The sequence below is a fragment of the Sphingomonas sp. NPDC019816 genome (assembly GCF_050274375.1).
Classification (GTDB): domain Bacteria; phylum Pseudomonadota; class Alphaproteobacteria; order Sphingomonadales; family Sphingomonadaceae; genus Sphingomonas.
Genome location: NZ_JBNNOB010000017.1, coordinates 1 through 25101, shown reverse-complemented (window position 1 = coordinate 25101; position 25101 = coordinate 1). Strand labels below are relative to the sequence as shown.

Genomic DNA, 25101 nt, shown 5'->3' with positions numbered 1-25101 from the left:
CATCACGCGTCCATATCGGAGGAGCCTTTATGAGCCCCGTTGACCTCCTGCCCGGCCATCTGCTTCGGCGTCCCGGCGCCATCAAGCATGCCGACAACTTCCCAGGCTGTCAGACCGATGACCCCCGGCTTGCCGAGGTGCTATCGCCGGACGCGACCTTGCTCATACTGCACGAAGGGACAGTCCATGCCGAGGGACCGGCATGGCAGGCGTCGCACGGCCGTCTCCTCTTTTCCGACGTCTCCAACCGGCGGCTGAACGCATGGTATGAAGATGACGGTCGTGTCGAGGTCGTGATCGACGCAACCTGGTTCATGAACGGTAATGCTGTCGCGCCCGATGGGGCGGTTTGGCATTGCGAACACGGTCGTCGTTGTATCAGCCGTTCCTCCGCTGACCTGATGGGTGATCCTGAACCGGTCATCACGCACTTTCAGGGCAAGCGCCTCAACTCGCCCAACGACGTGACGATAGCACCCGACGGATCGATCTGGTTCACCGATCCGATCTTCGGCATCGTCATGCCGAGTCAGGGCGCGCTCGCCGAGCCCGAGCTCGATCACCGCAGCGTCTACCGGTTCGATCCCGCAAATGGCGAACTGACAAGGGTCGCCGACTTCGAACAGCCCAACGGCGTCGCGCTGTCTGCCGATGGCGGGACGCTGTACGTATCGGACACGTCACTGTCGCTCGGCGAGGTGCCCGGCTTCACGGCGGGCGCGAAGCACGAGGTGGTGCGCTTCCGCCATCAGCCGGACGGTAGCTGGGGGGAGCAAACACGCTTCTGCCGAACAGATCACGGCTATCCTGACGGGTTCACCACGGACTCACGCGGTTGGTTGTGGGTGAGTGCAGCCGACGGTGTTCACGTCTGGTCCGCCGATGGCGAGAAACTCGGGTTCGTGCCGGTCGACGCGACTGTCTCCAATCTATGCTTCGGCGGCTCTGACGGGCGACGCCTTTTCATTGCGGCGGGAAGCCGCTTGCTCGCACTCGATCTGAAGGTTGATGCATGACCTCTCCTGTTGCAGACTATGCCCTGATCGGCGACGGGCGCACCGCGGCCATGGTTGCCCGCAACGGTTCGATCGATTTCCTGTGCCTGCCGAATTTCGACAGCGACGCATGCTTTGCAGCCATGCTTGGCGATCAGAGCAACGGCTGCTGGCAGATCGCCCCAACCGGCTTCGTGACCGCCGTGGAGCGCCGCTATCGCGGCGACACGTTGATCCTCGAGACCGATCATTCGACGGAAAGTGGCGCGGTTCGGGTCACCGACTTCATGCCGTGGCATGACGGCGAACCGATGGTCGTGCGGGTGGTAGAGGGTCTGTCGGGCGAGGTCGAGATGGCCAGTCTGCTCCGCCCCCGCTTCGACTATGGCCGCGTGCCGCCATGGATGCGGCCGTTCGACGGTGGCCTGTGCGCCGACGCGGGGTCCCATCAGCTCGTCCTGCATGCTCCTTGTGCGCTTGAGGCCGTTGACGGCGATGCGCGCGCGACCTTCCGCGTGAAGAAGGGGGAGCGGCTCGTCTTCGCACTCTCCTACGCACCCTCCTATGCCGAGCTGCCCAAGAAGCCGGACACGACGAGGCTGCTGAAGCAGACCGACAAGGCATGGCATGACTGGATCGCACGCTTCGATGCACCCGATCGCTGGGGTGCGCCGCTCAAGCGTTCGCTTCTGACACTCAAGGCGCTCATTGACCGGCGAACCGGCGGGTTGGTCGCTGCGGCCACGATGGCTCTACCCGAGGTGCCGGGTGGCGCAATGAACTGGGATTACCGCTACTGCTGGCTGCGCGATGCAACCTTCACGCTGACCGCACTGCTGAATGCCGGCTTCGGTGACGAGGCGGTCCGCTGGCGGGACTGGATCCTGCGCGCGATTGCGGGTGATCCGAACGACATGCGCATCATGTACCGGATCGATGGTGGGCGTCGATTGCAGGAATATGAGGCGACATGGCTGAAGGGCCACGGCGGTGCGAAGCCGGTCCTGATCGGCAATGCCGCCTCGGACCAGACCCAGCTCGACGTCTATGGCGAGTTGATCGACAGCTTCCACGTTGGCGCCCGTGCCGGCGTGGAGCGCACACCGCGCGACATCGCGGTGGAGATCGCGCTGATCGAATATCTTGAGGGTGCCTGGGACAAGCCTGGTGCCGACATCTGGGAGAGCCGCGGCGATCCGGGCTGCTATACCTATTCGCAGGCGATGGCATGGGTCGGCATCAATCATTTCGTCGAGAGCGACGTGATGCGTGCGGCGGCCGGCGATGAACTGGTTGGACGCATGCGTGGCTTAAGGACACAGATCCACCAGACCGTATGCGAGCGGGGCTATTCTTCCAGCCTCGGCCACTTCGTGCAGCGCTATGACGGCGAGGCGCTCGATGCCTCGCTACTCCTGCTGCCTCTCGTCGGATTCCTGTCCGCCGACGACCCGCGTATCGCCGGCACGATCTCAGCTGTGGAGCGCGAGTTGATGGAAGGCGGGCTAGTTCGGCGCAAGGCGGCGAAGGGCGACGGTCACGATGAAGGTGCGTTCCTTGCCTGCTCGTGCTGGCTCGCCGACTGCATGGCGATGCAGGGGCGGCGCGACGAGGCAGCGACCATGCTCGACCGGGTGATCGGCCTTGGTAACGATGTCGGCCTGCTAAGTGAGGAGTTCCACGTCCCCACGCGCCAGTTGATCGGCAATGTGCCGCAGGCGCTGACCCATCTGGGCGTGGTCAATACGGCCCTCTTCCTGTCACGGCCGGTGGTGCAGCGCGGCGCGGTGTGATCAATTGCCGGTCTGATGCAGGTGCCCGTCCGGATCCCGCAGCAGCGCCGGCGGGCCGTGATGCCAGACGATCCGCGTCGCTGCGACATCGTTGACCGCAACGGGCTCGGACGATGCGCCGGATCGTCGATGATAGTGCAGCAGCTCGACATGGGGAGGCGCAGCGGCTGGCATCATCGGCACCACATCGGCGACGGGGCTTTCCAGACCGTCGAGCGCCGCCTGCTCGCTCCCTTGATTGAGCGTGGCGTCACCGCGGCTTAGGCCGTGAGCGGTGTAGAAGGCTTCGCTGGCGGCCCGGTCGCTGACGACAATGGCGCTATGATCGATGCCGAGCATTCCGCGGCCACCCCAACCCTTCTCCAGTGCGTTGGGGAAGCTGAGCAGTTCGAGCGGGTGTCCTTCCGGATCACGAAACTTAACGGCGGTGACACCGCCCGAGGACCTGGGCAGGGTAACCGGCCCCGCATCACTGATCAGGGTCGCACCGGCCGACAGCGCGCGGGACCAGGCGGTCTCCGCATCATCGGTGACGAGCGCGAGATGCTGGAAGCAGATCGAGGCGGCGTCTGCGCCGTTGGGGTAGGCGCGGCCAGACTGATCGTAACAGTCCAGTTCCACTGCAGCTTTCCCCAGCCGCATCGGCCAGCGTGTTCCCACGCCCGCGATTCCAAGCATGGTCATCTCGTCTGCACCGATGGGGTGCGGATCGATGATAGTGAAGCCCAGCGCCGCGTAGAAGGCGACGAGCAGCTCGGGCTGCTGCGTCACCAGCCGGAACGCCGCGATGCGACCGAGAGTCACTGGAGCTCGCACGGTCCGACCGGGTCACGGTGCAGTTGCACGGTCATCAGGCGGCACGGCTCGTCGCCGATCGTGCCCGACTTGTGCCCCTTCTTGCCGTCCTTCTCGACGCAATTCTGGTCACCGCCGAACGAGAATTCACCCGGGCCCTGCTCGATGCGCGTGCCGTCCATGGCCTCGATCCACCAGCGTCCCGACAGAACGACGATCCACTGTGGGGCTGGGTTCTCGTGCCAGTCGCCGACCCAGCCAACCGGCTGTACGGTGAAGACGACCGTCGCTTCGCCGCGCTCCATCTTGTCATTCCACTGCGGATCAGCGTCTCCGACGCCTTTCAGCTCGTAATTCTCCAGCGCGCATTCGCGAAAGCGGCTGACGCCGTTCTCGTCGGTGTAGAGATGCTGGTAGGGCACGGATGGTTTGGGGCCGGCATCGGACATGAGATCATCTCCCATAAGGGTGGCTGGAGGCGAAGGGCGCATCGAGGAAGGGCTGGAGCCCGGAACCGTCAGTGCCGACGATGAGGAGGAGAAAGCCTGCGCCGAGCGACAGGTTCTTGAGGAAGTCCCAGAACAGGGTCCGTCCCTTGCCGCCGGGATCAGCGAAAAAGTCGCCCGGTTTCCAGAACTGCTTGTAGAGGACCGCCGTCAGGGCGCAGTAGCCTGCAACGACGAAGGCGGCAGCGCGGTCGGCGATGCCAAGCACGATGGCGCCGCAGCAGATGATCTCGATAAAAAGACCGACGATCAGGACCAAGATCGCGAGCCAGCGTGGCGAGAAGACTTGCTGCGCCTGTTTCACAGCGTGATCGAATGAGAAGATCTTGTCGAGCGCGCTGAACGGCAAGAACAGCATGACGATGCCGTAACGCACGATCAGCGCGGCGACGGCTGCGGTCGTCACAGCCGGGCCTCGATGATGCTGGCGACGCGAAGCGCATTGGCGATGATCGTCAGCGTGGGGTTCACCGCGCCGATCGAGGGGAAGAAGCTGGCGTCGGTGATGTAGAGATTATCGACCTCGTGCGCGCGACAGTCGAGGTTGAGGACCGAGGTGGCCGGATCGGTGCCGAAGCGACAGGTGCCCGCCTGATGTGCGGTGCCGGACAGCGGAATGTCCTTGCCTAGGTAGAGCGAACGCTCGATCAGCATGGCAGGCCAACCAATATCGGACAGCACCTGCTCCAGCTTGGCCTTCAGCCGCTTGAGCGACTCTTCGTTGGTCTCGGTCACGTCGAGATGGACCTGACCATCCTGATAATAGACCCGGTTCTCCGGGATCGGCAGATCCTCGGTCTGGAGCCAGAAATCCATCGAGTGCCGCGCCATCTCGGCAAAGGGCATGTCGGGCAGATGCTTCATGAGCGCAGCCATTGGTGCCTCACCCTTGATCTGGTCGGCATGGCTGGTGGCGCACATCTGGATGAGGCCGAGCGGGTGCGGATAGTCGGGATCGCCGCTGTCGAAGTAGAAGTCGCTGAGCGCCAACGTCTTCTGGAACACGGTCTCGTTGACGTGTTTCATTACCGCCATGACGATCGACATCTCGTGGCGCATATAGTTGCGGCCGACCTGATCCGATCCGTTGGCAAGGCCATTCGGGTGCTGCGCGTTGGCGGAGCGCAGGAGCAGCAGCGCGGAAGACAGCGACCCGCAGGCGACGACGACCGTATCCGCGCTGTAGCGCTCCTGTCGGCCGTCACGCTGAACGAGGATCGATTCCACCCGGCGTCCGCTGGCATCCGTATCGAGCCGCTCAGCATAGGCACCGGTCAGCAACGTCACGTTGGGATAATCGCGCAAGGTCGGGTCGACGCACATCACCTGCGCGTCCGCCTTGCCGTTCAGCAGGCATGGAAAACCGTCGAAATAGGAGCAGCGCATGCACACGCTGGTGGGCGTCGCAAAGCCATCCTCCTTTTGGTCGAGGAGGATGCCGAGCGGCAGGTGGAATGGGTGAAGCCCTAATGCGGTCAGCTTGTCGGACAGCTCCTGCACCTTGGGCTCATGCTTGACCGGCACGAAGGGGTAAGCGGTGCTACCGGGGTCGAGCGGATCCTCACCGCGTCGGCCGTGGACGTGGAACAGAGCTTCCGCCTCGTCGTACCACGGCGCGAAATCCTGATAGGACAGCGGCCAGGCAGGAGACACACCGCCGGCATGCTCGACCTCGTCGAAGTCGCGCTCGCGCAGGCGAAACAGGGCCGAGCCGTAGACCTTGGAATTTCCACCCACGTTGTAATGGAGCTGCGGCGCGAAGGTGCCGCCATCCTTGTTCACCCACTTCTCGTCGGCCTGATACTTGCCCTCGACGAAGACAGCCTGACCGCTCCAGTTCGCTTCCTCCCGCGGCAGATAGTCACCGCGCTCGAGGATCAGGATACGTTTGCCGGTAGGTGCCAACCGCTGCGCAAGCGCTGCACCGCCAGGGCCGCTGCCGATCACGATGAGGTCGTAGTGCGTGTTCTCAGCCATCTGTGAATCCGCTGCGAAGTGATGCCATCATGGCAAAAGCCGGAACCCCGTCGATCGAGCGCTGTTCCCAACTTCGATCAATCAGGAGCCAGGCATGAGCAAAGTCGTTGTCGTCACCGGGGCCGGGGCAGGAGTAGGGCGTGCAACCGCCGAAAAGTTCGCGAGCGAAGGCTATGACGTCGCGTTGCTGTCACGCGATCCCGATCGGCTGGAGCGCGCAGCAGAGCAACTGCGCCGGTACGGCGTTCGTGCTTTGCCGATCCCGACGGATGTCGCCGATGCAGCAGCGGTCGAGGCGGCAGCCGATCGCACCGAGCGTGAGCTTGGGCCAATCGACGTATGGGTGAACGTCGCCATGGCGACCGTCTTTGCGCCCGTCGCCAAGCTGACGCCCGAGGAAGTCGAGCGTGGCACCAAGGTCACCTATCTCGGCCAGGTCCATGGCATGATGAGTGCATTGAAGCGGATGCGGACGCGCCGTGGCACGATCGTCAACGTCGGCTCCGCCCTCGCCTACCGATCGGTGCCGCTGCAATCGGTGTACTGCGGGGCGAAGGCAGCGATCCGGGGGTTCACGGACTCGCTGCGTTCCGAGATCATCCACGACAAGATCGACGTACACCTGACGGTGGTCGACCTGCCAGCGGTCAACACGCCCCAGTTCGACTGGGCCTTGAATAAAATGGGCAAGAAGGCACGCCCCGTCGCACCAATCTTCGAGCCAGAGGTTCCGGCGCGGGCGATCTTTTATGCCGCCACCCACAAGCGCCGTGACGTGTGGCTGGGTTTCTCGTCGGTGAAGGCGATCCTCGGCAATCGTGTCGCGCCGGGGCTGATCGACCGCTACCTCGCCAAGGCCGGCTACAAGGGGCAGTTGACGGACGAGCCGTTGCCCACAAATGCGCCATCTAATTTATTCGAGCCGGTACCCGGCGACTATGACGCGCATGGACGCTTCGACGACAGCTCGCGGCGTCGGAGCATGGAGTTCTTCACCGACCGCCACCGGACGGCATTCTATGCCCTCGGTGTAGCTGGACTAGGCTATCTGGCGCACCGCGCAGCCAAGCGACTGGATGTCTGACGCAGGCAGGGAAGATCAGCGTTTCAGGACGGTGATCTTCCCACTTGGCTCGAGCGTGACCTGGCATGCGTCGTTCACGCTCGACACTCCAGACTGACGCAGTGCTTCGTCAAGGTCCGCCTCGGACACGGAGTGACGCAGGCGGGTGCCATGATCGGCCTTACCCTCCTTGAAGATCGTGATGGCCTGCCCTTCGAGGAGGCGGGACATGGCGGGGAAGCGGGCCGCCAGATGCGCCAGCAGCCAGTGAAGAAGCAGGAATACGGTGGTAGCCGCAAGGGTGCCGAGCAGCGGTGCACTTCCGGTCAGCGCCCGGCTGAGGTTCGATCCCATCACGATCGACACGACGATATCGAGTGCCGACCATTTTCCGAAGATGCGCCGGCCGACCACGCGAACCGTCAACAGGCCGTAGGCGAGCACCAGCACCGCACGCGCACATTCCTGCGCGACGCTTAGGTCCTTGCCGCTGCCGAAGATCGAGGCGCAGGTGGTTGCGATTCCCTCCATCGCTACATCATCCGGTCGCGCAGGTTGAACATGATGACCAGCGTGCCCGCCACCATCAGCGTGACGATGAGGCTCGCGAACAGCACTAATAGCAGGTCGTCGCGTGACGACTTGGCGAGGCTGATGTGGAGGAAGCAGCGGAACTGCACGATCGCCTGCACGAGGGCCAGGCCCAGGATGATCCCGAATGTCGTGCCGGCCGCAGCCAGTGGCCATTTAACGACCGCGAAAGCGGCAAGCGTCAGCGCCAAGGCCAGTGCATAGCCGATCAGATACGTCCGGGTTTCGCGACGACGCTCGTTCACAGCACGTGCCCTTGAAGATAGACGACGGTCAGGATGGCGATCCAAATCACATCGAGGAAATGCCAGAACAGGCTGAGGCGCAGGATGTTGATCTTGACCCGCGTGTCGAAGCCGTACGCGAGGACCTGCCCGCCCATGACCAGCATCCAGATGCATCCCGCCAAGACGTGCAGCCCGTGGAGCGGCACCAGCGCGAAGAACGCCGACAGGAAGGCGCTTCGCGTGGGGTAGGCGCCATCCGAGAACATCGTGCTGAAGTCATGCATCTCCATCGCAAGGAAGGCGACGCCGAGGATGAAGGTGATGCCCATCCAGGCAAAGACGGGGCGCCGCGCGGCGTCATATTTCATGGCAAGTACCGCCAGCCCCATCGTCAGGCTGCTGGTCAAGAGGAGCAGCGTCTCGGCAAAGGCGCTGCCAAGCTTGAACTCGCTCGCCGGGGTTGGGCCGCCCGCCGTCGCCGCCACGGCGGTGCCGTAGACGGCGAAGAGCAATGCGAAGATGATCGCATCACTCATCAGGAACATCCAGAAGCCGAAGATGCCGCTCTCGGCATTGGCGTTCGGATGCTGCTCGGTGCCGCCCAGATTGATGCCGGCGTGGCGAAGCAAAGGCTGGGTCATGCCGGGATCTCCGCAAGGCCGGTATTGCGATGCGTCAGCTCCAGCGGACGCGGCGTTGGATCAGCCGCATCGATCGCTGCGTGCCAGCGATGCTCGGTCTTGGTAACTTCGGCCGCAGAAATGCTACGGTCGCTGTCACGCACGAAACTGCGCAGGATGAGCGCCGAGACGACAGCCTGCATCGAGAGGCCGGCCAGCCACCACATATGCCAGACGAGGCCAAAGGCGGCCGCCGTCGCACCGACGCCGATCATCAATCCGGTAATGCTGTTCTTGGGCACGGTGATGGCGCTGTAATGGGCATGGCGCTCATAATACCCGTCCTTGCGCTTTCCATCATAGAATGGATCGCGCCCCCCGACATGGGGGATGATGGCGAAGTTGTATTCCGGAGGCGGTGCCGAAGTCGACCATTCCAGTCCGCGACCATCCCAGGGGTCGCCGGCGAACACCCGGTTCTCCTCCCGCTCACGGATGCTGACGACCAGCTGGACGACCAGCGCGGCCAGTGCCGCCAGCAGGATCAGTGCGCCAAAGCCGGCGACGTAGAGCCAGGGCCGAAATTCAGGCTGGAAGATTTCGTGCGTCCGCCGTGCCATTCCGCTGGCGCCGAGCACGTAGAGCGGCATGAAGGCGAGGTAGAAGCCTGCGACCCAGCACCCGAACGACACCCGGCCCCAGCGCTCGTTCAGCCGGAACCCGAAGGCCTTGGGGAACCAGTAGGTATAGCCTGCGAGCATGCCGTAGAGCAGGCCAGGGATCAGCATATTGTGGAAGTGCGCGACAAGGAACAGCGTGTTGTGGAACACATAGTCGAGCGGCGGGATCGCCAGGATGATCCCGGTAAAACCGCCGATGACGAAGGTGATCATGAACGCGAGCGAATAGAGCATCGGTACGGCAAAGCGCACCTCGCCGCGGAACATGGTCCAGATCCAGTCATAAATCTTGACCCCGGTCGGCACGCCGATCGTCATCGTCGCGATGCCGAAGACCGCGTTGATGTTGGCCGACTGCCCCATGGTGAAGAAGTGGTGCACCCAGACGGTGAAACTAAGCACCGCGATCGCCATCGTCGCCAGTACCAGCGAGACATAGCCGTACAGCTCCTTCGAGGAATAGGTGGAGACGACCTCGGAATAGACGCCAAAGGCCGGCAGGATCAGAATGTAGACCTCAGGGTGACCGAACAGCCAGAACAGGTTGGCATAGTTCATCATGTTGCCGCCGAGGTCGTTCGTGAAGAAGTGGAACCCCAGATAGCGGTCGAGGGCGAGGAGCGCGGTCGCGACGGTGAGTGCCGGCATCGCGAACAGCATCAGGATGCTGGTGCACAGGCTCGTCCAACAGAACAGCGGCATCCGCATATACGTCATGCCGGGTGCCCGGAACTTGAAGATGGTGCAGGCGATATTGATGGCGGCCAGCGTTGAGCCAATCGAGCCGAGCGTTACGGCCCATATCCAATAGTCAGGTCCGACGTCCGGGCTGAAGGCAAGGCCGGTATAGGGCGGATACCCGCTCCACCCCCCGGTCGAGAATTGGCCGACGACAAGGCTGATCATCATCAGAACCGCGCCGCCCCCGGTCAGCGACAGCGCGACCGAGTTCGCCCATGGGAACGCCATGTCGCGCGCGCCGATCTGGAGCGGCATGACATAGTTGATGATGCCGGTGAGGAAGGGCATCGCCATGAAAAAGATCATGATCGAGCCGTGGGTGGAGAACAGCTGCGAGAAGTGGTCGGACGACAGGAAGCCCGGATCGCCGACGGCCGCGGCCTGTTGCATGCGCATCAGCACGGCTTCGATCAGCGCTCGTGACAGCATCACCAACGCGATGACGACATACATGATGCCAATCTTCTTGTGATCGAGACTGGTCACCCATTCGAGCAGCGTGCCCCAGCGCCGATACCGGGTCAGCAGCGTGACGGTGACGACGAAGCCGATGATGACGAGCGATGCGGCACCGGCGCCGATGATCTCGCTGGCGGTGGGGTTCTCCCAGGCGCGGACGAAGGGCAGATCGTGCCAGCTAAAGCGGCCGAGAACCTCAGGCCAGATCGGAGGATGAGCAGTCTGCACGGGCTCAGTGCGCCTTTCGTGTGGCGGGATGCTGACCGGAATGGGGGTGCGAAGCTCCGCCCGTCGCGGTCACGACGTGATTGAAGAAGTCGCGTGGGATGCGGGCGTACGTTTCGGGTCCGGTGGTGTCCCGCCGCGAGAGCCTGGCCCAGGCGGAGGCGTCGAGTGCCTTGGTCCCCCGCTGTGCGCGGGCTACCCAGGTCGCGTAGGCGTCCGGGGTCATGCTGACGATGGGAAACTTCTGGTGAGCGAACTTGCCGCCGTTGAACTGTACGTTCTCGCCGAGATAGCGACCGGGGTGATCGGCCGCGAAGTTCAGCCGCGTCCGCATGCCCGCCATCGCATAGATCTGCCCCGCCAATTGCGGCAGCAGCAGCGATTGCATCACCGTGCCGCTGGTCAACTCGACTGCCACCGGGCGACCCGCCGGGATGGCAAGCTGGTTGACCGTGGCAATGCCCTGATCGGGATAGATGAACACCCACTTCCAATCGAGCGCGATAGCCTGAACGCGAACGGGGGTCCCTTGTCCGGTCAACCGGGTATAGGGATCATCCTTCTGCGTCGCCGGCCAGAGCAGAAAGGCGAGCAGGATGACGATGCCGATCGGGGGTATCCAGATGAACCCTTCGAGCGGCCAGGAGAACGCCCATTTTGGTCGATAGGCGTCCTTGGCGTTCGAATGCCGATAGTGCCAGGCAATCAAGGGCACGAGGATGACCACCGGGACCCATACGAAAAGCAGGATACCTGACACGACCAGGAGCAGATGTCGCTCGTGACCGGCAACCGGTCCCTGCGCATTGAGGATGCCGTGGTTGAGTGCCGCGCAGCCCGACAACACCGACAAGGCGAGGATCGCGAATCCCAGTCGGGCGAACCTCATCACGAACGACGGATCGTGGCGTGTCGATATTCCCGATCGTTGCGTGAATAGTACAGCCACAAAAGCCCCTTCGACATTGACCGGCGACGTCTGAAACGCGCGGTCTCGCGAGTAATCGACGTGTGCTGGCGCCACGATCTGCGGCATCTTCAATCACGCTATGACGCGGCTAGGATCCCGTGGAAAGGCTACTGAGCGGATATCCTCAAGCCGGTTCTGTTTTGGAGCTGACGTGCTCTTGGAACCGCCCCGGGTTTGTTGGAGGCTTCGGCGCCTGAGAAGGTGGAGCCTGTATGAGCAAGATGACGAACAAGTTTTGCGCCTGAGGTCCGCGAGCGAGCGGTACGGATGGTGCTGGATCACGAGCGCGATCACCCATCGCGATGGGCAGCGGTAGTGCCCATTGCCGAGAAGATCTGCTGCGTTCCGCAGACGCTGCCTGAGTGGGTAAAGAAGGCGGAGGTGAACAGCGGCAAGCGCGCTGGCGTTCCGACCGAGGTCGCTGACAAGATGAAGGCGCTAGAACGCGAAGTACGCGAGCTGCGACAGGCCAACGAGATCCTGCGCAAGGCATCCGCATATTTTGCCCAGGCGGGAGCTCGACCGCCCCGTTCCGGCGATGATCGCCTTCATCGACGCTCACCGTAAAGCCTATGGGGTCGAGCCGATCTGCCGCGTCTTGCCGATCGCCCATCGACGTATTTCGAGCGTGTCGCGCAGCGGCAGGATCCAATGCGCCTGTCGGCGCGGGCGCAGCGAGATCAGGTTCTCAAGCCCGAGGTGGCTCGCGTGTTCGCCGAGAACTCCGCGGTCTACGGCGTCCGCAAGGTCTGGCGGCAGATGATGCGCGATATGGGTCTACAGGGCGTGATCCGGGGCAAGCCGGTTCGCACGACGATGAGCGACAAGGCAGCGCCGTGCCCGCTGGATCACGTCAACCGCAGGTTCTACGCGCCAGCGCCGAACATGCTGTGGGTGTCGGATTTCACCCCGGCCTTCGCCGGGGCAGGCTCTACGTCGCGACCTGGGCGGGTTTCGTCTGCCTCGCCTTCGTCATAGATATCTACGCCAGGCGGATCGTGGGGTGGCGGGCGAGCAGAACGGCGCATGCAAGCTTCGTCCTCGATGCCCTGGAGCAGGCTCTCCATGATCGCTGGCCGGCCCATCGGGGCGGTCTCATCCATAACAGCGACCGGGGGTCGCAATACGTGTCCATCAAGAACACCGAGCGCCTCGCCGAAGCCGGGATCGAGCCATCGGTTGGCAGCGTCGGCGACAGCTATGACAACGCTTTGGCAGAGACGATCAATGGCCTCTACAAGGCCGAGGTGATCCACAGGCGTGGGCCGTGGCGCAGCTTTGAAGCCGTCGAATACGCCACGCTCGAATGGGTCGACCAGTTCAACCATCGCCAGCTGCTGGCGCCCATCGGCAACATCCCGCCTGCCGAAGCCAAAGAGCAATATTATGCTGCCGCGGAGAACCTGGATATGGCAGCGTAACTCACAACCCATGGCCTCCGGCAAACCCGGGGCGGTTCAGTGTTCGCCGCTGAGCGGGCCGCCACAAGGGCGACACGTTGAAGCGAAGCACCACGCCATTGCGATAGGCGGTCGATGGTCGCATAGCGTCTTTTGGCTATTTGAATGGGCTCCGCTCTCAAGCCGCCCGTGCTTCGCGCTCAAGCTGTCCAGTATTGTCCTTGACGGGAATTTCTGCCGCATTGGCTCCGATCGCGTCGCTCGGCGTTGTGCATCTGACCGACAGCGAAGCGTCGGCGATAGCCGTTGGAGCCGTCATGTCCGATCCCCACTCTCAGAACGCCGCTAAACAAGGCGAAGAGCATCGTGACGAGGAGCGGGCGGAAACGTCGTCTGCCCATCCCGATGTCTCGGATGAAAAGGCCATCACCGAGCGCGCGGAGGACGAAGCGGCGGCGAGGGGCGATTTCGCCTGAGTGACGCCTGGGGGCCGGGCCCTCGACATCCTGACCATTTCAACCGGGAGCATATGCCATGGACGACGAGCGCGTCTGGAGTTTTGAGGAAAGCCTTTGGACCCAAGGGCCGGACAATTACCGGGAAAAGGTGGATCCCGAAGTGGTGATGGTCCTGCCGCAGCCACCCTTCGTGTTGAACGGTGATGCCGCGATCGCGGCGGTCGCCGACACGCCCGTGTGGGAGCGTGCCGAGTTGAGCAAGCGGCAGGTGTCGCGGCCGCAAGAGGGGCTGATCGTCATCGGCTATCACGTCGCGGCAAGCCGGGGCGAGGAGGCTTATGAAGCCCATTGCACCTCGGTGATCCGCCGCCTGGAACACGAGGTGTGGCGGGTCGTCCAGCATCAACAGACACCGGTCCTGTCCCAGCCGCTCGCGGAGGAGTGAGGCGTGACCGCCCGAGGCGCATAGTCGATGTGCGTCGTTCTTTGGGGTGGCCAGCACTTCGCTCGCAAGCCCGTTTAAGCCAGGGCGGGGGCGGCAATCGTGGTTGCCGCCCCCGTCTGGTTGTGCCGCGAGATGGCTTTAGAAGCGGGTGCGGACCGAGAAGCTGATGTTGCGCGAAAAAACGCGCACATCCTGCGGGACGTCATAGGAACCGAAATAGCTGCGGTTGCCGTCGGCCGTCAGATTGGCTCCTTCCAGGGCCAGTGTCAGATTCTTGTTGACGTCATAGTTGATCGAGGCGTCCAGTCGCTTGACCGGATCGACGAACCGGTTGAGATATGGATTGTTCGTGTTCACTTCCCACTGGCGGCGAGACTGCCAGTTATAGGCAACACGAATATTCAGTCCGTCCTTCTCGAAGAAGCCGATCAGGTTGTACGTGTATTTCGGCACGTTGAGATAAGGGCCGAACACGAACTCGACTTCGCTGTCGAGTTTCGTTTCATCCTGGAAGCGCGGATAGGCCTGTCGGGTCAGATTGACGGTGCCGTTGGCCTGGACGCCGAAACTCTTGAGGATACCGGGCAGGAAGGTGAAGAAGGTATAGAGATTGCCTTCGATGCCACGATGACGGCCTCGCCCCAGATTATAGGGGCGGCGGATCAGAACGGGGGCGTTCGGTGCTTCCGGCAATATTTCGGGTAACGTGCGATCCCCGACCAGCCCGGACTGGTTCCATTGCCAGACGGCCAGGCTGGCCAAGCCGGTCGGCCCGAAATACCATTCGAGCGAGGCATCATATTTGGTAGTCGTAACGGCCCCCAAGCGAGGATTGCCGCCATACCCCGTCGGATTGCCCTGGCTTCGCAGGTCGAGGACCAGGCGCGGATTGATCTGATAGGCGCTCGGCCGTCCTATTTCAGAGGTATAGGCCGTACGAAGTTGCAGCTTGGGCGTGAAGTGAATGATGGCGTTCACGCTGGGCATGATGTCCAGGTAATTCCCCTTGGGACGGTTGATCACCTCCGTCGTCGTTTCGACCAGTCGGTTGTCAACATTGACGAACTGGGTCTGCCGTTGGAGAGCCGTCAGATTGGTCAGCGTGTTGACGAGGCGCGCGCCGATCACGCCGTCGATCGGGAACAGCAATTTGACGTTATAGTGCAGCATTCCGTAGCCCGCGAAACTGCCGTCCGAACCGCCGAACGCATCCAGCGGATTATATTCTGGATTTGGCGTCGCCAATTCGGGGTAGATGCCGGCCAGCCGCGCGCGGATGTCAGCGAAGCTGCTGCGGATAGAATTGCTGTCGCCGATCAACCATTCGGCGGTGGTCACGGACGGCGAGCCCTGAAAGCCTTTCCCGTTGCTGACGAGCTTATAGTTGGGCAGGCTGGCAATGGGAATGCGAAGGTTCGCATAGGATCCGCGGCCGCCCGCTTCGCGGGAATAGGTGCGGTTGTTATAGCGGAAACCCGTCTTCAGATAGTCGATAAAGCTGGAGTCGGTATATACCTTCAGGTCCCACTTTGCTTCGATGTCCGAGCTATATGTATACTGCTTACCCTGGTTGAATCCGTCGATATAGAGGTAGTTGTTCGGATCAAGAAGATCCAGGTTCTTGAACGTGAGGTTCGATCCGCCCAAGGGGTCCCGGGTGTCGTTGAAGATCACATCGAAATCCGGTTGTTGATTGAACCGAATCCAGTGGAAGATATTATTGGAATCGTTTTCGGCGCGGGTCCAATTGAGCCAGCTGTTGAACTCGAATCGTTCATTCTTGAAATCGACCTGAAAGCGCCCGTTATAGGTCGTACTTTCATGAAGACCGGAATTGCGGCCAGGGCCGAAGGGGTCGAGCGAGGTTCCCGATATTGATTTGACCAGGCGGCCGTCGTCGCTCAGGACGACATTGGACAAAATCGGCGGCGGGGCGTTCGACGACGAATAGGCGATCGGAAGGTCGAACTGGTTGTCCGACCACAACATGCGCTGCTTGAGATAGCCGCCTTCCAGCGTGATCGACCAGTGGTCGTCGGGGCGCCACTGCGTCGACACCTTGACGTCCGCGCGCTTGGACCAGCCGTCGCGGCCGGAGAAGCCGACGGCATAAGGCATATAGACATTGCGCGGAGCCGTGCTTGGCAGGAAGGTCAGTCGCGGATCGCGTGGAATCTCTGGCAACCCATTCCACCGGATAGCCTCGTTATATTGAACGTAGTTGTACGAACCATTCACCGAAAAACCCAGCTGGCCGATAGCCGTGTCGGCGTTATAGGCGACCAGCGCGCTGACATACGGGTTCACCTTCTTGACCTGATCGGCATAGTCGCCGCGCACGCTGAACGCGTAGGTGGCGCCCTTCTTGAAATCGGTCGGACGCCGCAGCGTCAGGTTGATGACGCCGGTCTGGCTGCCTTCGACCTGATCGGGCGTGCGGGTCTTATAGACCTCGATCGCCGCAACCATGTCGGACGAGATGTCATTCAGATAGGTGGTGCGGTCGCCCGCTGAGAAGGTCGGCGATCCATTGATCGTCGTCATGACGCCGCCCAGGCCGCGAATCAGGACATCGCCGCCTTCGCCGCGATTGCGGTCGATCGTGACGCCGGGGACGCGGGCGAGCGCCTCGGGAATGTTCTTGTCAGGCAACTTACCGATGTCCTGGGCGACGACGACGTCGACGATCTGCGAGGCGCGGCGCTTGGCGCTGCGCGCCGATTTCAGATTCTCGCGAAGCCCCATGACGACGATATCGCCCTGCAGGCGGCCATTGTCGTTATAGACCTTGGGCTGCGATTCGCTGCTTTTCGAGGCGTCCTTTTCGAGTCGTTCCTCGCGCTTCGTCAGCTTGCGCTTCTGCTTCGGCGGCTTTTTGCCCGTCAGAATTTTCTGCGCCTTTTGAGTGGCATCCGGCGCTTTTTGCGCTGCGGCCGGATCGACCGGAAGTGCAGCGACCAGTGCAGTAAAGGCAACCCCGCTTGCGAGCCCGCGTATGGACAGCATCCTAACCTCCCCCTAAAACGTTTACGGCAACTTTGTTGCTCAGCGATACGCAATGTATCTAGACTTTTAAAGTCCGACAACTTAAAACGTGCATATAGGTCGAATCCGGCGTCGAAATTGTGGTGAGGCGCCAGGAAGTGTCGTCGATGGTGGATGTTATGACCCCATAGAGGGTCGGACATCGCGTGACGCCGGCGGTCAACAGGGCGCGGCGGCGAACAAAAAGGGGAGGGAAATGAAAGACATCGAAACCATATCCATGGACCAGGACGTTCCCGTAGGAACGGGGCGTCGCGAACTCTTCGCCGCGATGTTGGCCGGCATGGCGATCATCGGCACCTCTGGATCGGCATCGGCGCAGACGTTGGTGTCGTCGGACGTGACGGCACTGCAGGTCGCGTTGAATCTCCATTATCTGTCGACCAACATGCTGCAGCTGGCCATTTACGGCGTGAATCGTCAGTTGCCCGCGCAATATATCCGGGGGGGCGAAACCACGGATCAGCCGGGCGTCTCGGCGACCTCGGCGAAGCAGGTGGCCTTTCCGGTCGGAACCCGCGACATCCAGGCCCGAATCCAGGAAATCGGCGATTCGCTCTGGTACCGGACGCTGATGTTGCGTGCCCTGTTGCGGGCGGATGCCCCGGCACAGAAGCAGATCGACATGACGGCGGAGCGTTTCACCGCCATGTTCCGCATGGCCGGGGCGATCGGTCCGAACGAGACGTTCGATCCCTATGCCTCGCCGTTGAACCTGGCGCTGGCGGCGGAGACGGTCATGGCCGTGCAGGCGACCACGCTCGCCAATCTGGCGTCGCAGTTCACCCATGTCATCCTGCGATCGTCGATGCTGGCGCTGGCCATGGCCACCGCCAACGACGTCACGACGCTGCGGACCATTTTGATGGCCGGCTCCACCACCCGACCCGAGCTGGTGACGATGGTCGACCGCATCGCCGCCTGGCGCAACACCATCGACGGTCCGACGACGACCGATCGCGGCATGTCGCCGGTCGTGATCAACGGCCAGACGACGGCGCGGCTCAGCCTGACGGGCGACGATGGTCTTCACCTGACGCGTACGCCGGCGCAGGCGCTCAACGTTCTGTTCATGACCTCGGCCGCGGCGACCCAGGGCGGGTTCTTCCCGACCGGGATCAACGGGACGATCAAGACCAGCGCCGCGAACTGACCGCAACAGACTGATTCCCAAAGGGGGATGACATGACGATTTCCGACAAGGAACTGGGCGCGTTCGATGCCACGCGTCGCCAGATGATCCGCTGGTTCGGCACCGCCTCGGTGATGGCGGGCGGGCTGGCTCTGCTCGAAGGCTGCAAGGACGACGTCGTGGGTTCGGAAAATGCGCCGACGCCGACGCCGACGTCCACGGGAACCGCGACCGGCTCGCAATCCGGGCCGCCCGCCTATACCGCCACCGACAACGACCGGCTGAACTTCGTACTTCAGGTCCATTATCTCTATGGTGCCTATCTGGTGCGTGGCCTGAACGGCGGCACCTTGCCCGCGACCCTCACGACCGGCACCGGCACGGCGGGGAGCGTCAGCGGGGGGCAGGCGGTGACCTTCACCGACCCCATGACGCAGGCGGCGGTCAACGAGATCGCCAACGCCGTGATCGGCCGGATCGGTTTCCTGCGTCGCACGCTGGGATCGGCGGCGACGGCGCAGCCGGCGATCAATATTGCCGGCGGGCAGAACGGACCGTTCGACGCGATCGCGCGCGTTCCCTCCACGACTGCGCCGACCACCTATTTCAACCCCTATGCCTCACAGGACGAATTCCTGCTGGGGGCGGTGGCCCTCTCGTCGGTGGCGACGACCACGGCCAAGGATCAAGGGTATCAGGTCGGCACCAGCATGGCGGGGCCGGTGGCGGCGTTGGCCGCCGGGGCCGGGGCGAGTGACGGCGTCATCCGCAATGCGCTGTACCAGCGGTCGATTCTCCAGAAGCGATCGTTGCCGGAGACCGAGATCCTGTTCGAACGGTCCTGGCGCATGGCGGAGGCTCGCAACCGGCTCGATGGCCCCCGCGACCTGGATCACGGCATCGGATGGTTCGATGGTTCGGAGAATTTCGGTTCGCGCATCGTCCTGCGCGACGGTAGCAACTGGATCGCCCTGGGACGCACCCCTGAGGAGGCGTTGGGTATTCTCTACGCCAATGGTGCGTCGGTTGCCTCGGGCGGGTTCTTCCCGAACGGCGTCAACGGGCTGATCAAGACCAGCGGGATCAACGTCGGCTGATCCTTCCGGTCACGTGCCGCCGGGGCCCCTCTCCGCCGGCGCGTGAAACCTTGCATGCGAAGAGGGTTTCGGAACCCTCTTCGCCTTTTGCGACCGCGCGACCGATGCCGCGCATCGACGGCATGGCATCGAAGGGGGGCGAGGGGGTGGTTCCTATGCCGCCGTGCCCGAATCGCCCCGTGTCAGCCGATCGATGGCCACCGCCGTCACCACGGCTTGCAGCACATGGATCGCCCAGCGTTTGGTCGCCTTGCGCGCGCCCGCGGCGATCTCGCCCTGGGTGATGCCCAGGATCGGCGCGATACCGGCGATGTTCACCGCATACAGCGCCGTGCCGTAAAGCGCTCCCAGCGTCGCGGGCGGTAGATCGGGCATCGCCCGGCGCAGCGGGGGATAGAGCGCGGCGAAACCGACCGAGGCGCCCAGATGATTGGCCAGCTCAACCGCACTGGTCCCGGCATCGCCGATCACCGCGCGCGACCCGGTATGCCGATCGATCCAGTCCACCGAATCGCGGTCCAGCGTCTTGCCCAGCACGCCCGACTTGCGCCCCGCCACCATCGCGGCCGTCGTCACGAGGCCGGCCAGAAGCCCGCCGATCACCACCGCATTGCCGGTCTTCATGTCATGTTCCTGTGGTTGCCCACGTTCAAAACTCGACAGGGCGCGGCCGGGTCCGTCTCATTGCGGCGCTGGAAACCGATCCCGTGCGTTCACCATCGGCATGATGGGAGTGGAGACGCATGGACAAGGCGACCGATGAACGATGGATGCGGCTGGCGCTGGAGGTCGCGCGGTCCAAGGGCAGCGATCCGTCGACCTCTCCGCTGGGCTGCGTGATCGTTCGCGGTGACGCCGTGCTGGCCGCCGAGCGCAACCAGACGCACGAACTGCCCGATGCGACCGCCCATGCCGAGATGATGGCGATCCGGCGCGCCTGCGAAAGCCTGGGCGAGATGGAGCTTCGCGACGCGACGCTCTATTCGACATTGCAACCCTGCGGCATGTGCACGATGGCGTCGATCTGGTCCAAGGTCGGCCGCGTCGTCTATGGCGCGGGGCGGGCCGACGTCCACCCCATGTATTTCGAGGCACGGCATGTCGACACGCTCGGCTTCATCGCCGATGCCTATCGCGACGATATCGTGATCGAAGGCGGCTGTCTGGCCGAGGAATGCGCCCGGCTATACTATGGCCCCGATGACGATCTGCCGGTCGAGGACCAGGCCAATCTCTAGCCAGGGATCGCGCCGCGATCGATCGGATGGTCCCGTCCCCTGACGCAGGCGCGCGTCCCCAAGCCGGATTGCGTGGATGCCACCGGGCATGGAATATGCCCGCATGGGCCGACAGGCCCCGCGCCACCATGGGCATGGGGCGAACCATGAGGTGGCGGATATGGACGCGTTCGCAAAGGCGACCGACAGGAGCGGGGAACCCGGACCCGGCACCGATCCGTCATGGGCGGCGCCGGACCCGCTCTGCCGCCTCGACGATGTGGTCATCACCGAAGCACTGGCGCACCGGCCGACGCGTGCCGCCGACCACCGGCTGGAGGCCGATGTCACGGCGACGCTGGCCGAGGAGCTGGCGTCCCGGCCCGAAAGGCTGTTGCAGACACTGTGCGAATGTCTGGTCGCGACGGGCGTGGCCGGTTCTGCCGGCGTCAGCCTGCTGGAGAGCGCGGACGGTAGTACGCGGTTTCAATGGGTTGCGCTGGCGGGGGCCTGGTCCGCGTTTCGCGGCGGGGTGATGCCGATCGACGCCAGCCCATGCGGCGTCGTGGTGGCCCGTCGCGAGATGCAGCTGTTCGAGAACCCCGCGCGCTTCTTCGGCGGCGGCGATCTCGAGCCGCCGGTCCACGAACTGCTGCTGGTCCCCATTTTCCATGCGGGCGAGCCGATCGGCACGCTCTGGACCATCGCGCATGATCCCAGGCGCAAGTTCGACCGCGAGGACGGCCGGCTGCTCGATCGGTTGAGCCGTTTCGCGGCGGCGGGCTATCAGATGAGCCGCGCCCTGCAAGCGGCGCGGATCAGCCAGTCCGAGTTGGAGGTCCGCGTCGAGGAGCGGTCGAAGGCGCTGCGCGAAAGCGAGGAACGCCAGGTGTTCCTGCTCCAGCTGTCCGACGCGTTGCGGGGAGAGACCAATGTCGCGGGGGTCGCGCGCTGTGGCTTGGCCTTGCTGGCCGAGCGGCTGGCGCTCGACCGATGCTATATCGCGCATGGTACGCCGGGCACCGACCGGATCGACATCGTCGACCAGGTCGGGGGGGATCGCACCCCGCCGTTGCCGGGCCGCATCCGGCGGTCCGATTTCCCGCAGGCGGCGCGGGCGGCGCTGGAGCGGGCGCTGGCGTTGGAGGACGTATCGACGGTGGCGGAGCTTGGCGAGGCGGAGCGGCGGCGGCTGCGCGAACTGGGGATCGGCGCGCTGATCGCGGTGGTGCCGCACAAGGGGCAGAAGGCGCCGATATGCTCGCTGGGTGTGATCAGCGCCGAACCCCGGCGCTGGACACGCTGTGACATCGCCCTGATCGAAGACGTCGCCGAGCGGCTGTGGACCGCGATGGAGCATGTCCGCATCCAGGCGACCTTGCGTGCCAGCGAGGAACGGCTGCGACGGTTCGGCGAAGCGTCGCAGGACATATTGTGGCTGCGCGATGCCGACACGCTGAGATGGGAGTATCTGACCCCGGCGTTCGAGGCGATCTATGGCCTGGCGCGCGACCATATGCTGGCGGGCGATCACTATCGGGGCTGGCTGGCGATGATCGTTCCCGACGACCGGCCGCGCGCCGAACACCATATCGGGCGCGTGCGCGGCGGCGAACATGGTGTCGTGGAATATCGCATCCGACGCCCCGGTGACGGTGCGATCCGCTGGCTTCGCGATACCGGCTTTCCGATCGCCGACGAACAGGGCCAAATCCGGCTGATCGGCGGTATCGGCGAGGATATCACCGACGCCAAGCTGGTGCAGGACCGGATCGAACGCAGCGAGGAGCGGTTGCGCAACGCGGTCGAGGTCGGGGGCCTCGGCCTGTGGGACTGGGACGTCACCACCGACGAGATACACTGGTCGGACGAGCATTTCCGCATGGAGGGCTATGCCGTCAACGAGGTGCGGCCCAGCTACGAGAACTGGATCGCGCGCGTTCACCCCGACGACCGGGCGCAGACCGAGACGCTGCTGGACGCCGCGCGGGTCGGCAATGGCGCGTTCGCCCATGAGTTTCGCGTCGTCCACCCCGACGGCTCGATCCACTGGCTCCAGAGCCGTGGGCGGTTCTTTTATGAACGGGGGCGCGCGACCCGCATGGTCGGTGCGATCGTCGAGACCACCGATCGCCGGATGTGGGACGAGCGGCAACAGGTGCTGATCGCGGAGTTGCAGCACCGGACCCGCAACCTGATCGGGGTGGTGCGCTCGACCGCCGAGAAGACCGCGCGGTCGAGTACGACGTTGGCCGAGTTCGACGAGAAGTTCCGGGATCGGCTGGACGCGCTGTCACGGGTCCAGAACCTTCTGTCGCGGCTCAACGACCATGACCGCGTGACCTTTGAGGACCTGATCCGCACCGAGGTGTCGGCGCTGGGCGGCGGGCCGGACCGGGTGACGCTCGACGGGCCGGCGGGGGTGCGGCTGCGCTCCTCGACCGTGCAGATGCTGGCGATGGCGCTGCATGAACTGGGGACCAACGCCGCCAAATATGGGGCACTGGCGCATCCGGCTGGGCGGTTGACGATTTGCTGGTCGCTCGAACCGGCCAGCGCGGAGATGCGGCCTTGGCTGCACATCGACTGGCGCGAGACGGGCGTGCCGATGCCGCCCGAGGGCGCCGCGCCGCAAGGCACGGGGCAGGGGCGCGAACTGATCGAACGCGCGCTACCCTATCAGATGAACGCCCGCACCACCTATCGGCTGGAGGCCGACGGCGTCCATTGCACCATCGCCATCCCGCTTTCTCTCAGCGAGCCGGAGGGGAACGCCGCCTGACGTGGCGGCTGGCGTTCAGCGTGGCAGGATGCGGTCCGCGCGGTCATGTTCGGTATGCAGGAACCCGAAATAGCCCGCGACCAGCGCCAGCAGCGCGTGCAGCCAGATATCGTTGCCGTACAGCGGCACCAGCCCGAACAGAGTGTTCGTCGCCGGTATCAACCCCAGCAGCGTCAGCACGGCATAGATCACCGCCACGCCCCGCGCATAGCCGAACGACCCCGCGATGCTGCGCGCGGCGAGCAGGCCCCAGACGCCGAAGGCCAGATGCACCAGATTGTGCAGGATGTTGACGGGAAACAGCCCCAGCGCCAGCCGCGAGGCGGCGGTAACATGAAGGTCGGGATGGGCGTGAAGCGGTGACAGCCCCGGCACGAAGCCGGCCGCCCCCGCCACCAGAAAGACAAGACCGAACACGGTCGCGAATAGCCTGACCGACATGGAACATCCTCTCTTGCGTATCGCCCACCAGCGTTCGCCGGGCGGCCGGGGTTCCCGATCCTGATCCAGGTCAGTGCCATTTTAAAGCATAGTTATCCATTTGATAGAAATGGTAAAAATACGGAACCTGCCGATCGGACCCCGGTTGGGGCGACATGCGTATCCATCACCTCAACTGCGGCACCGACTGCCCCCTGGGCGGGGCGCTGTTCGACGGATGCAGTCGCGGGCCGCTGGGGCATCTGGTGTGCCATTGCCTGTTGGTCGAAACCGATCATAGCGGTCTGGTGCTGGTCGATACGGGCTATGGCCTGAAGGACGTCGCGCATCCGCATCGCCATCCCGATCCGCGCATCACCCTGCCATGGCGCGCGATGCTCAACATCCGCCTGCGCGAACACGAAACCGCGATCCGCCAGATCGAGGCGCTGGGGCATGATCCGCGCGACGTGCGCCACATCCTGCTCACCCATCTCGACTTCGATCATGCCGGCGGGCTGGAGGATTTTCCGAATGCCACGGTGCATGTGATGCGCCGCGAATATGACGATGCGGCCGGCCCCCATGCCGGCATCGTCGCGCGCAACCGCTGGCGGTCGCGGCAATGGGACGGCATCACCCGCTGGCGGCTTCATGGTGCCGGGGGCGAGCCATGGTTCGGGTTCGATTCGGTCCGCGACCTGCCCGGTCTGCCGCCCGAAATCCTGCTGGTGCCCTTGCCCGGGCATACATGGGGCCATGCCGGGGTTGCGATCCGACAGGATGGCGGCCGCTGGCTGCTTCATGCCGGCGACGCCTATTTCTATCGTGGCGAGATGCGGCAGGCGCGGCGGCGCTGCACGCCCGGCCTGCGCGCCTATCAGCGGTTGATGGAGGTCGACGCCGCCAGCCGCATCGCCAACCAGGCCCGGCTGCGCACGCTGTCGATCGAGCGGCGCGACGAGGTGACGCTGACCTGCGCGCATGATCCGGTCGAATTGGAACGCTGCCGCCTAGGCGATCCGCTTTGAGGCTGCTCGACTAGCGGGCGGATATGCGCCACGCTCGCGCGATGGATGTGAGGGGATAGAGCATGGCGAATCATGCGGTGGCAATCGTACCGACCAGCGACATGGAAGCCAGCACCGCCTTCTACGCGCTGCTCGGCCCTTCCGTGGCGGCGGATTTCGGGGCGTATCGCATCCTGGAGGACGGCCGTGGCTGGCACCTCCACCTCAATCACATGCCGGGTTGGCCGGCGCGGGTGGAAGACAATCCCTTCGGCCTGTACCTCTATGTCGAGGATGTCGACGCCGTCGCCGACCGGGTGCGCGACCGGATCATCGAACCGGACGCGCCGCATGCCAAGCCGTGGGGCACCTATGAATTCGCGGTCAGCGACCCCAGCGGGGTGCTGATACGGATCGGGCGGATCATGCGCTGACACGAGGAGGCGTGGAATA

Annotated in this window: 23 protein-coding genes, 1 pseudogene and 1 other annotated feature; of the genes and pseudogenes, 12 read left to right on the top strand and 12 right to left on the bottom strand. The window is 63.8% G+C overall.

Annotated elements, in window-relative coordinates:
• Positions 1-29: 29 nt before the first annotated feature.
• Both ACQKJZ_RS04275 and ACQKJZ_RS04270 read left to right on the top strand, forming a co-directional pair.
• Positions 30-1016: an SMP-30/gluconolactonase/LRE family protein gene (locus ACQKJZ_RS04275; protein WP_427730077.1), complete on the top strand. Its 987-nt coding sequence runs from the start codon at positions 30-32 to the stop codon at positions 1014-1016.
• A complete protein-coding gene (locus tag ACQKJZ_RS04270; protein WP_427730076.1) occupies positions 1013-2788 on the top strand; it encodes a glycoside hydrolase family 15 protein in 1776 nt (591 codons plus the stop codon). The genes ACQKJZ_RS04275 and ACQKJZ_RS04270 overlap by 4 nt, the downstream gene beginning before the upstream one ends.
• Here the strand turns inward: ACQKJZ_RS04270 and ACQKJZ_RS04265 are convergent, their stop codons facing one another.
• Genes ACQKJZ_RS04265 through ACQKJZ_RS04250 form a run of 4 tightly spaced genes read right to left on the bottom strand, consistent with a single transcriptional unit; the run spans position 2789 to position 6066 of the window.
• Positions 2789-3592, bottom strand: a complete 804-nt coding sequence (locus ACQKJZ_RS04265; protein ID WP_427730075.1) for a VOC family protein — start codon at positions 3590-3592, stop codon at positions 2789-2791.
• Complete coding sequence (locus tag ACQKJZ_RS04260) at positions 3589-4032, bottom strand: cupin domain-containing protein (protein WP_312488836.1); 444 nt, start codon at positions 4030-4032, stop codon at positions 3589-3591. The genes ACQKJZ_RS04265 and ACQKJZ_RS04260 overlap by 4 nt, the downstream gene beginning before the upstream one ends.
• A 4-nt stretch (positions 4033-4036) precedes the next feature.
• Positions 4037-4495 carry a DoxX family protein gene (locus tag ACQKJZ_RS04255; protein ID WP_427730074.1) on the bottom strand — a complete coding sequence of 153 codons (459 nt, stop codon included), beginning with the start codon at positions 4493-4495 and terminating at the stop codon, positions 4037-4039.
• On the bottom strand, positions 4492-6066 hold the full coding sequence (locus ACQKJZ_RS04250) for a GMC oxidoreductase (protein WP_427730073.1): 1575 nt from the start codon (positions 6064-6066) through the stop codon (positions 4492-4494). The genes ACQKJZ_RS04255 and ACQKJZ_RS04250 overlap by 4 nt, the downstream gene beginning before the upstream one ends.
• Positions 6067-6160: 94 nt before the next feature.
• On the opposite strand from ACQKJZ_RS04250, the gene ACQKJZ_RS04245 reads away from it, so the two are divergent.
• Positions 6161-7150 (top strand): SDR family oxidoreductase, encoded by a 990-nt coding sequence (locus ACQKJZ_RS04245; protein ID WP_427730072.1) that lies wholly within the window; start codon positions 6161-6163, stop codon positions 7148-7150.
• Positions 7151-7165: 15 nt separating this feature from the next.
• On the opposite strand, the gene ACQKJZ_RS04240 is transcribed toward ACQKJZ_RS04245, so the two are convergent.
• Genes ACQKJZ_RS04240 through ACQKJZ_RS04220 form a run of 5 tightly spaced genes read right to left on the bottom strand, consistent with a single transcriptional unit; the run spans position 7166 to position 11708 of the window.
• Complete coding sequence (locus ACQKJZ_RS04240) at positions 7166-7660, bottom strand: DUF421 domain-containing protein (RefSeq protein ID WP_427730071.1); 495 nt, start codon at positions 7658-7660, stop codon at positions 7166-7168.
• A gap of 2 nt (positions 7661-7662) precedes the next feature.
• The gene (locus ACQKJZ_RS04235) at positions 7663-7965 is read right to left on the bottom strand and encodes a cytochrome o ubiquinol oxidase subunit IV (protein WP_427730070.1); all 303 of its coding nucleotides are present in this window, start codon (positions 7963-7965) and stop codon (positions 7663-7665) included.
• Positions 7962-8588: a cytochrome c oxidase subunit 3 gene (locus ACQKJZ_RS04230; RefSeq protein ID WP_427730069.1), complete on the bottom strand. Its 627-nt coding sequence runs from the start codon at positions 8586-8588 to the stop codon at positions 7962-7964. The genes ACQKJZ_RS04235 and ACQKJZ_RS04230 overlap by 4 nt, the downstream gene beginning before the upstream one ends.
• Entirely contained in the window at positions 8585-10675 is a 2091-nt protein-coding gene (locus ACQKJZ_RS04225; protein WP_427730068.1) for a cbb3-type cytochrome c oxidase subunit I, read from the bottom strand. Before ACQKJZ_RS04225 ends, ACQKJZ_RS04230 begins: the two co-directional genes overlap by 4 nt.
• 4 nt (positions 10676-10679) lie before the next feature.
• Positions 10680-11708, bottom strand: a complete 1029-nt coding sequence (locus tag ACQKJZ_RS04220; protein ID WP_427730067.1) for a cytochrome ubiquinol oxidase subunit II — start codon at positions 11706-11708, stop codon at positions 10680-10682.
• A 146-nt stretch (positions 11709-11854) separates the two neighbouring features.
• Here ACQKJZ_RS04220 and ACQKJZ_RS04215 point away from each other — a divergent pair.
• From ACQKJZ_RS04215 to ACQKJZ_RS04205, 3 genes and pseudogenes are all read left to right on the top strand, one after another.
• Positions 11855-13063, top strand: a pseudogene (locus tag ACQKJZ_RS04215) (IS3 family transposase).
• Positions 12137-12254: a sequence feature (AL1L pseudoknot), on the top strand. It overlaps the preceding pseudogene by 118 nt.
• A gap of 200 nt (positions 13064-13263) precedes the next feature.
• The gene (locus ACQKJZ_RS04210; protein WP_427730066.1) at positions 13264-13518 is read left to right on the top strand and encodes a hypothetical protein; all 255 of its coding nucleotides are present in this window, start codon (positions 13264-13266) and stop codon (positions 13516-13518) included.
• A 58-nt stretch (positions 13519-13576) separates the two neighbouring features.
• The gene (locus ACQKJZ_RS04205) at positions 13577-13945 is read left to right on the top strand and encodes a DUF4440 domain-containing protein (RefSeq protein WP_427730065.1); all 369 of its coding nucleotides are present in this window, start codon (positions 13577-13579) and stop codon (positions 13943-13945) included.
• Between the two features lie 138 nt (positions 13946-14083).
• Here the strand turns inward: ACQKJZ_RS04205 and ACQKJZ_RS04200 are convergent, their stop codons facing one another.
• Positions 14084-16951 (bottom strand): TonB-dependent receptor, encoded by a 2868-nt coding sequence (locus tag ACQKJZ_RS04200; RefSeq protein ID WP_427730064.1) that lies wholly within the window; start codon positions 16949-16951, stop codon positions 14084-14086.
• Between the two features lie 235 nt (positions 16952-17186).
• Between ACQKJZ_RS04200 and ACQKJZ_RS04195 the strand changes: the two genes are divergently transcribed.
• The gene (locus ACQKJZ_RS04195; protein ID WP_427730063.1) at positions 17187-18143 is read left to right on the top strand and encodes a hypothetical protein; all 957 of its coding nucleotides are present in this window, start codon (positions 17187-17189) and stop codon (positions 18141-18143) included.
• A 32-nt stretch (positions 18144-18175) separates the two neighbouring features.
• On the top strand, positions 18176-19219 hold the full coding sequence (locus ACQKJZ_RS04190; protein ID WP_427730062.1) for a ferritin-like domain-containing protein: 1044 nt from the start codon (positions 18176-18178) through the stop codon (positions 19217-19219).
• A 153-nt stretch (positions 19220-19372) separates the two neighbouring features.
• Here the strand turns inward: ACQKJZ_RS04190 and ACQKJZ_RS04185 are convergent, their stop codons facing one another.
• A complete protein-coding gene (locus ACQKJZ_RS04185) occupies positions 19373-19843 on the bottom strand; it encodes a hypothetical protein (RefSeq protein ID WP_427730061.1) in 471 nt (156 codons plus the stop codon).
• A gap of 119 nt (positions 19844-19962) precedes the next feature.
• Between ACQKJZ_RS04185 and ACQKJZ_RS04180 the strand changes: the two genes are divergently transcribed.
• Together ACQKJZ_RS04180 and ACQKJZ_RS04175 are read left to right on the top strand one after the other, a co-directional pair.
• Positions 19963-20457 carry a nucleoside deaminase gene (locus ACQKJZ_RS04180; RefSeq protein WP_427730060.1) on the top strand — a complete coding sequence of 165 codons (495 nt, stop codon included), beginning with the start codon at positions 19963-19965 and terminating at the stop codon, positions 20455-20457.
• A 103-nt stretch (positions 20458-20560) separates the two neighbouring features.
• Positions 20561-23218 carry a PAS domain-containing protein gene (locus ACQKJZ_RS04175; protein WP_427730059.1) on the top strand — a complete coding sequence of 886 codons (2658 nt, stop codon included), beginning with the start codon at positions 20561-20563 and terminating at the stop codon, positions 23216-23218.
• A 15-nt stretch (positions 23219-23233) separates the two neighbouring features.
• Here ACQKJZ_RS04175 and ACQKJZ_RS04170 read toward each other — a convergent pair whose 3' ends face one another.
• A complete protein-coding gene (locus tag ACQKJZ_RS04170; protein ID WP_312489800.1) occupies positions 23234-23659 on the bottom strand; it encodes a DUF4383 domain-containing protein in 426 nt (141 codons plus the stop codon).
• 155 nt (positions 23660-23814) lie between these two features.
• Here ACQKJZ_RS04170 and ACQKJZ_RS04165 point away from each other — a divergent pair, with 155 nt between their 5' ends.
• Both ACQKJZ_RS04165 and ACQKJZ_RS04160 read left to right on the top strand, forming a co-directional pair.
• The gene (locus tag ACQKJZ_RS04165) at positions 23815-24669 is read left to right on the top strand and encodes an MBL fold metallo-hydrolase (protein ID WP_427730058.1); all 855 of its coding nucleotides are present in this window, start codon (positions 23815-23817) and stop codon (positions 24667-24669) included.
• A 62-nt stretch (positions 24670-24731) separates the two neighbouring features.
• Positions 24732-25082, top strand: coding sequence for a VOC family protein (locus ACQKJZ_RS04160; protein WP_427730057.1), 351 nt, complete (start codon positions 24732-24734; stop codon positions 25080-25082).
• Positions 25083-25101: the final 19 nt, after the last annotated feature.

Coding starts and splice junctions, on each gene's coding strand:
- ACQKJZ_RS04275 (WP_427730077.1), top strand. CDS start 30: ATGAGCCCCGTTGACCTCCTGCCCGGCCATCTGCTTCGGCGTCCCGGC.
- ACQKJZ_RS04270 (WP_427730076.1), top strand. CDS start 1,013: ATGACCTCTCCTGTTGCAGACTATGCCCTGATCGGCGACGGGCGCACC.
- ACQKJZ_RS04260 (WP_312488836.1), bottom strand. CDS start 4,032: ATGTCCGATGCCGGCCCCAAACCATCCGTGCCCTACCAGCATCTCTAC.
- ACQKJZ_RS04250 (WP_427730073.1), bottom strand. CDS start 6,066: ATGGCTGAGAACACGCACTACGACCTCATCGTGATCGGCAGCGGCCCT.
- ACQKJZ_RS04245 (WP_427730072.1), top strand. CDS start 6,161: ATGAGCAAAGTCGTTGTCGTCACCGGGGCCGGGGCAGGAGTAGGGCGT.
- ACQKJZ_RS04240 (WP_427730071.1), bottom strand. CDS start 7,660: ATGGAGGGAATCGCAACCACCTGCGCCTCGATCTTCGGCAGCGGCAAG.
- ACQKJZ_RS04230 (WP_427730069.1), bottom strand. CDS start 8,588: ATGACCCAGCCTTTGCTTCGCCACGCCGGCATCAATCTGGGCGGCACC.
- ACQKJZ_RS04220 (WP_427730067.1), bottom strand. CDS start 11,708: ATGCCGCAGATCGTGGCGCCAGCACACGTCGATTACTCGCGAGACCGC.
- ACQKJZ_RS04205 (WP_427730065.1), top strand. CDS start 13,577: ATGGACGACGAGCGCGTCTGGAGTTTTGAGGAAAGCCTTTGGACCCAA.
- ACQKJZ_RS04200 (WP_427730064.1), bottom strand. CDS start 16,951: ATGCTGTCCATACGCGGGCTCGCAAGCGGGGTTGCCTTTACTGCACTG.
- ACQKJZ_RS04195 (WP_427730063.1), top strand. CDS start 17,187: ATGAAAGACATCGAAACCATATCCATGGACCAGGACGTTCCCGTAGGA.
- ACQKJZ_RS04190 (WP_427730062.1), top strand. CDS start 18,176: ATGACGATTTCCGACAAGGAACTGGGCGCGTTCGATGCCACGCGTCGC.
- ACQKJZ_RS04185 (WP_427730061.1), bottom strand. CDS start 19,843: ATGAAGACCGGCAATGCGGTGGTGATCGGCGGGCTTCTGGCCGGCCTC.
- ACQKJZ_RS04180 (WP_427730060.1), top strand. CDS start 19,963: ATGGACAAGGCGACCGATGAACGATGGATGCGGCTGGCGCTGGAGGTC.
- ACQKJZ_RS04175 (WP_427730059.1), top strand. CDS start 20,561: ATGGGCCGACAGGCCCCGCGCCACCATGGGCATGGGGCGAACCATGAG.
- ACQKJZ_RS04170 (WP_312489800.1), bottom strand. CDS start 23,659: ATGTCGGTCAGGCTATTCGCGACCGTGTTCGGTCTTGTCTTTCTGGTG.
- ACQKJZ_RS04165 (WP_427730058.1), top strand. CDS start 23,815: ATGCGTATCCATCACCTCAACTGCGGCACCGACTGCCCCCTGGGCGGG.
- ACQKJZ_RS04160 (WP_427730057.1), top strand. CDS start 24,732: ATGGCGAATCATGCGGTGGCAATCGTACCGACCAGCGACATGGAAGCC.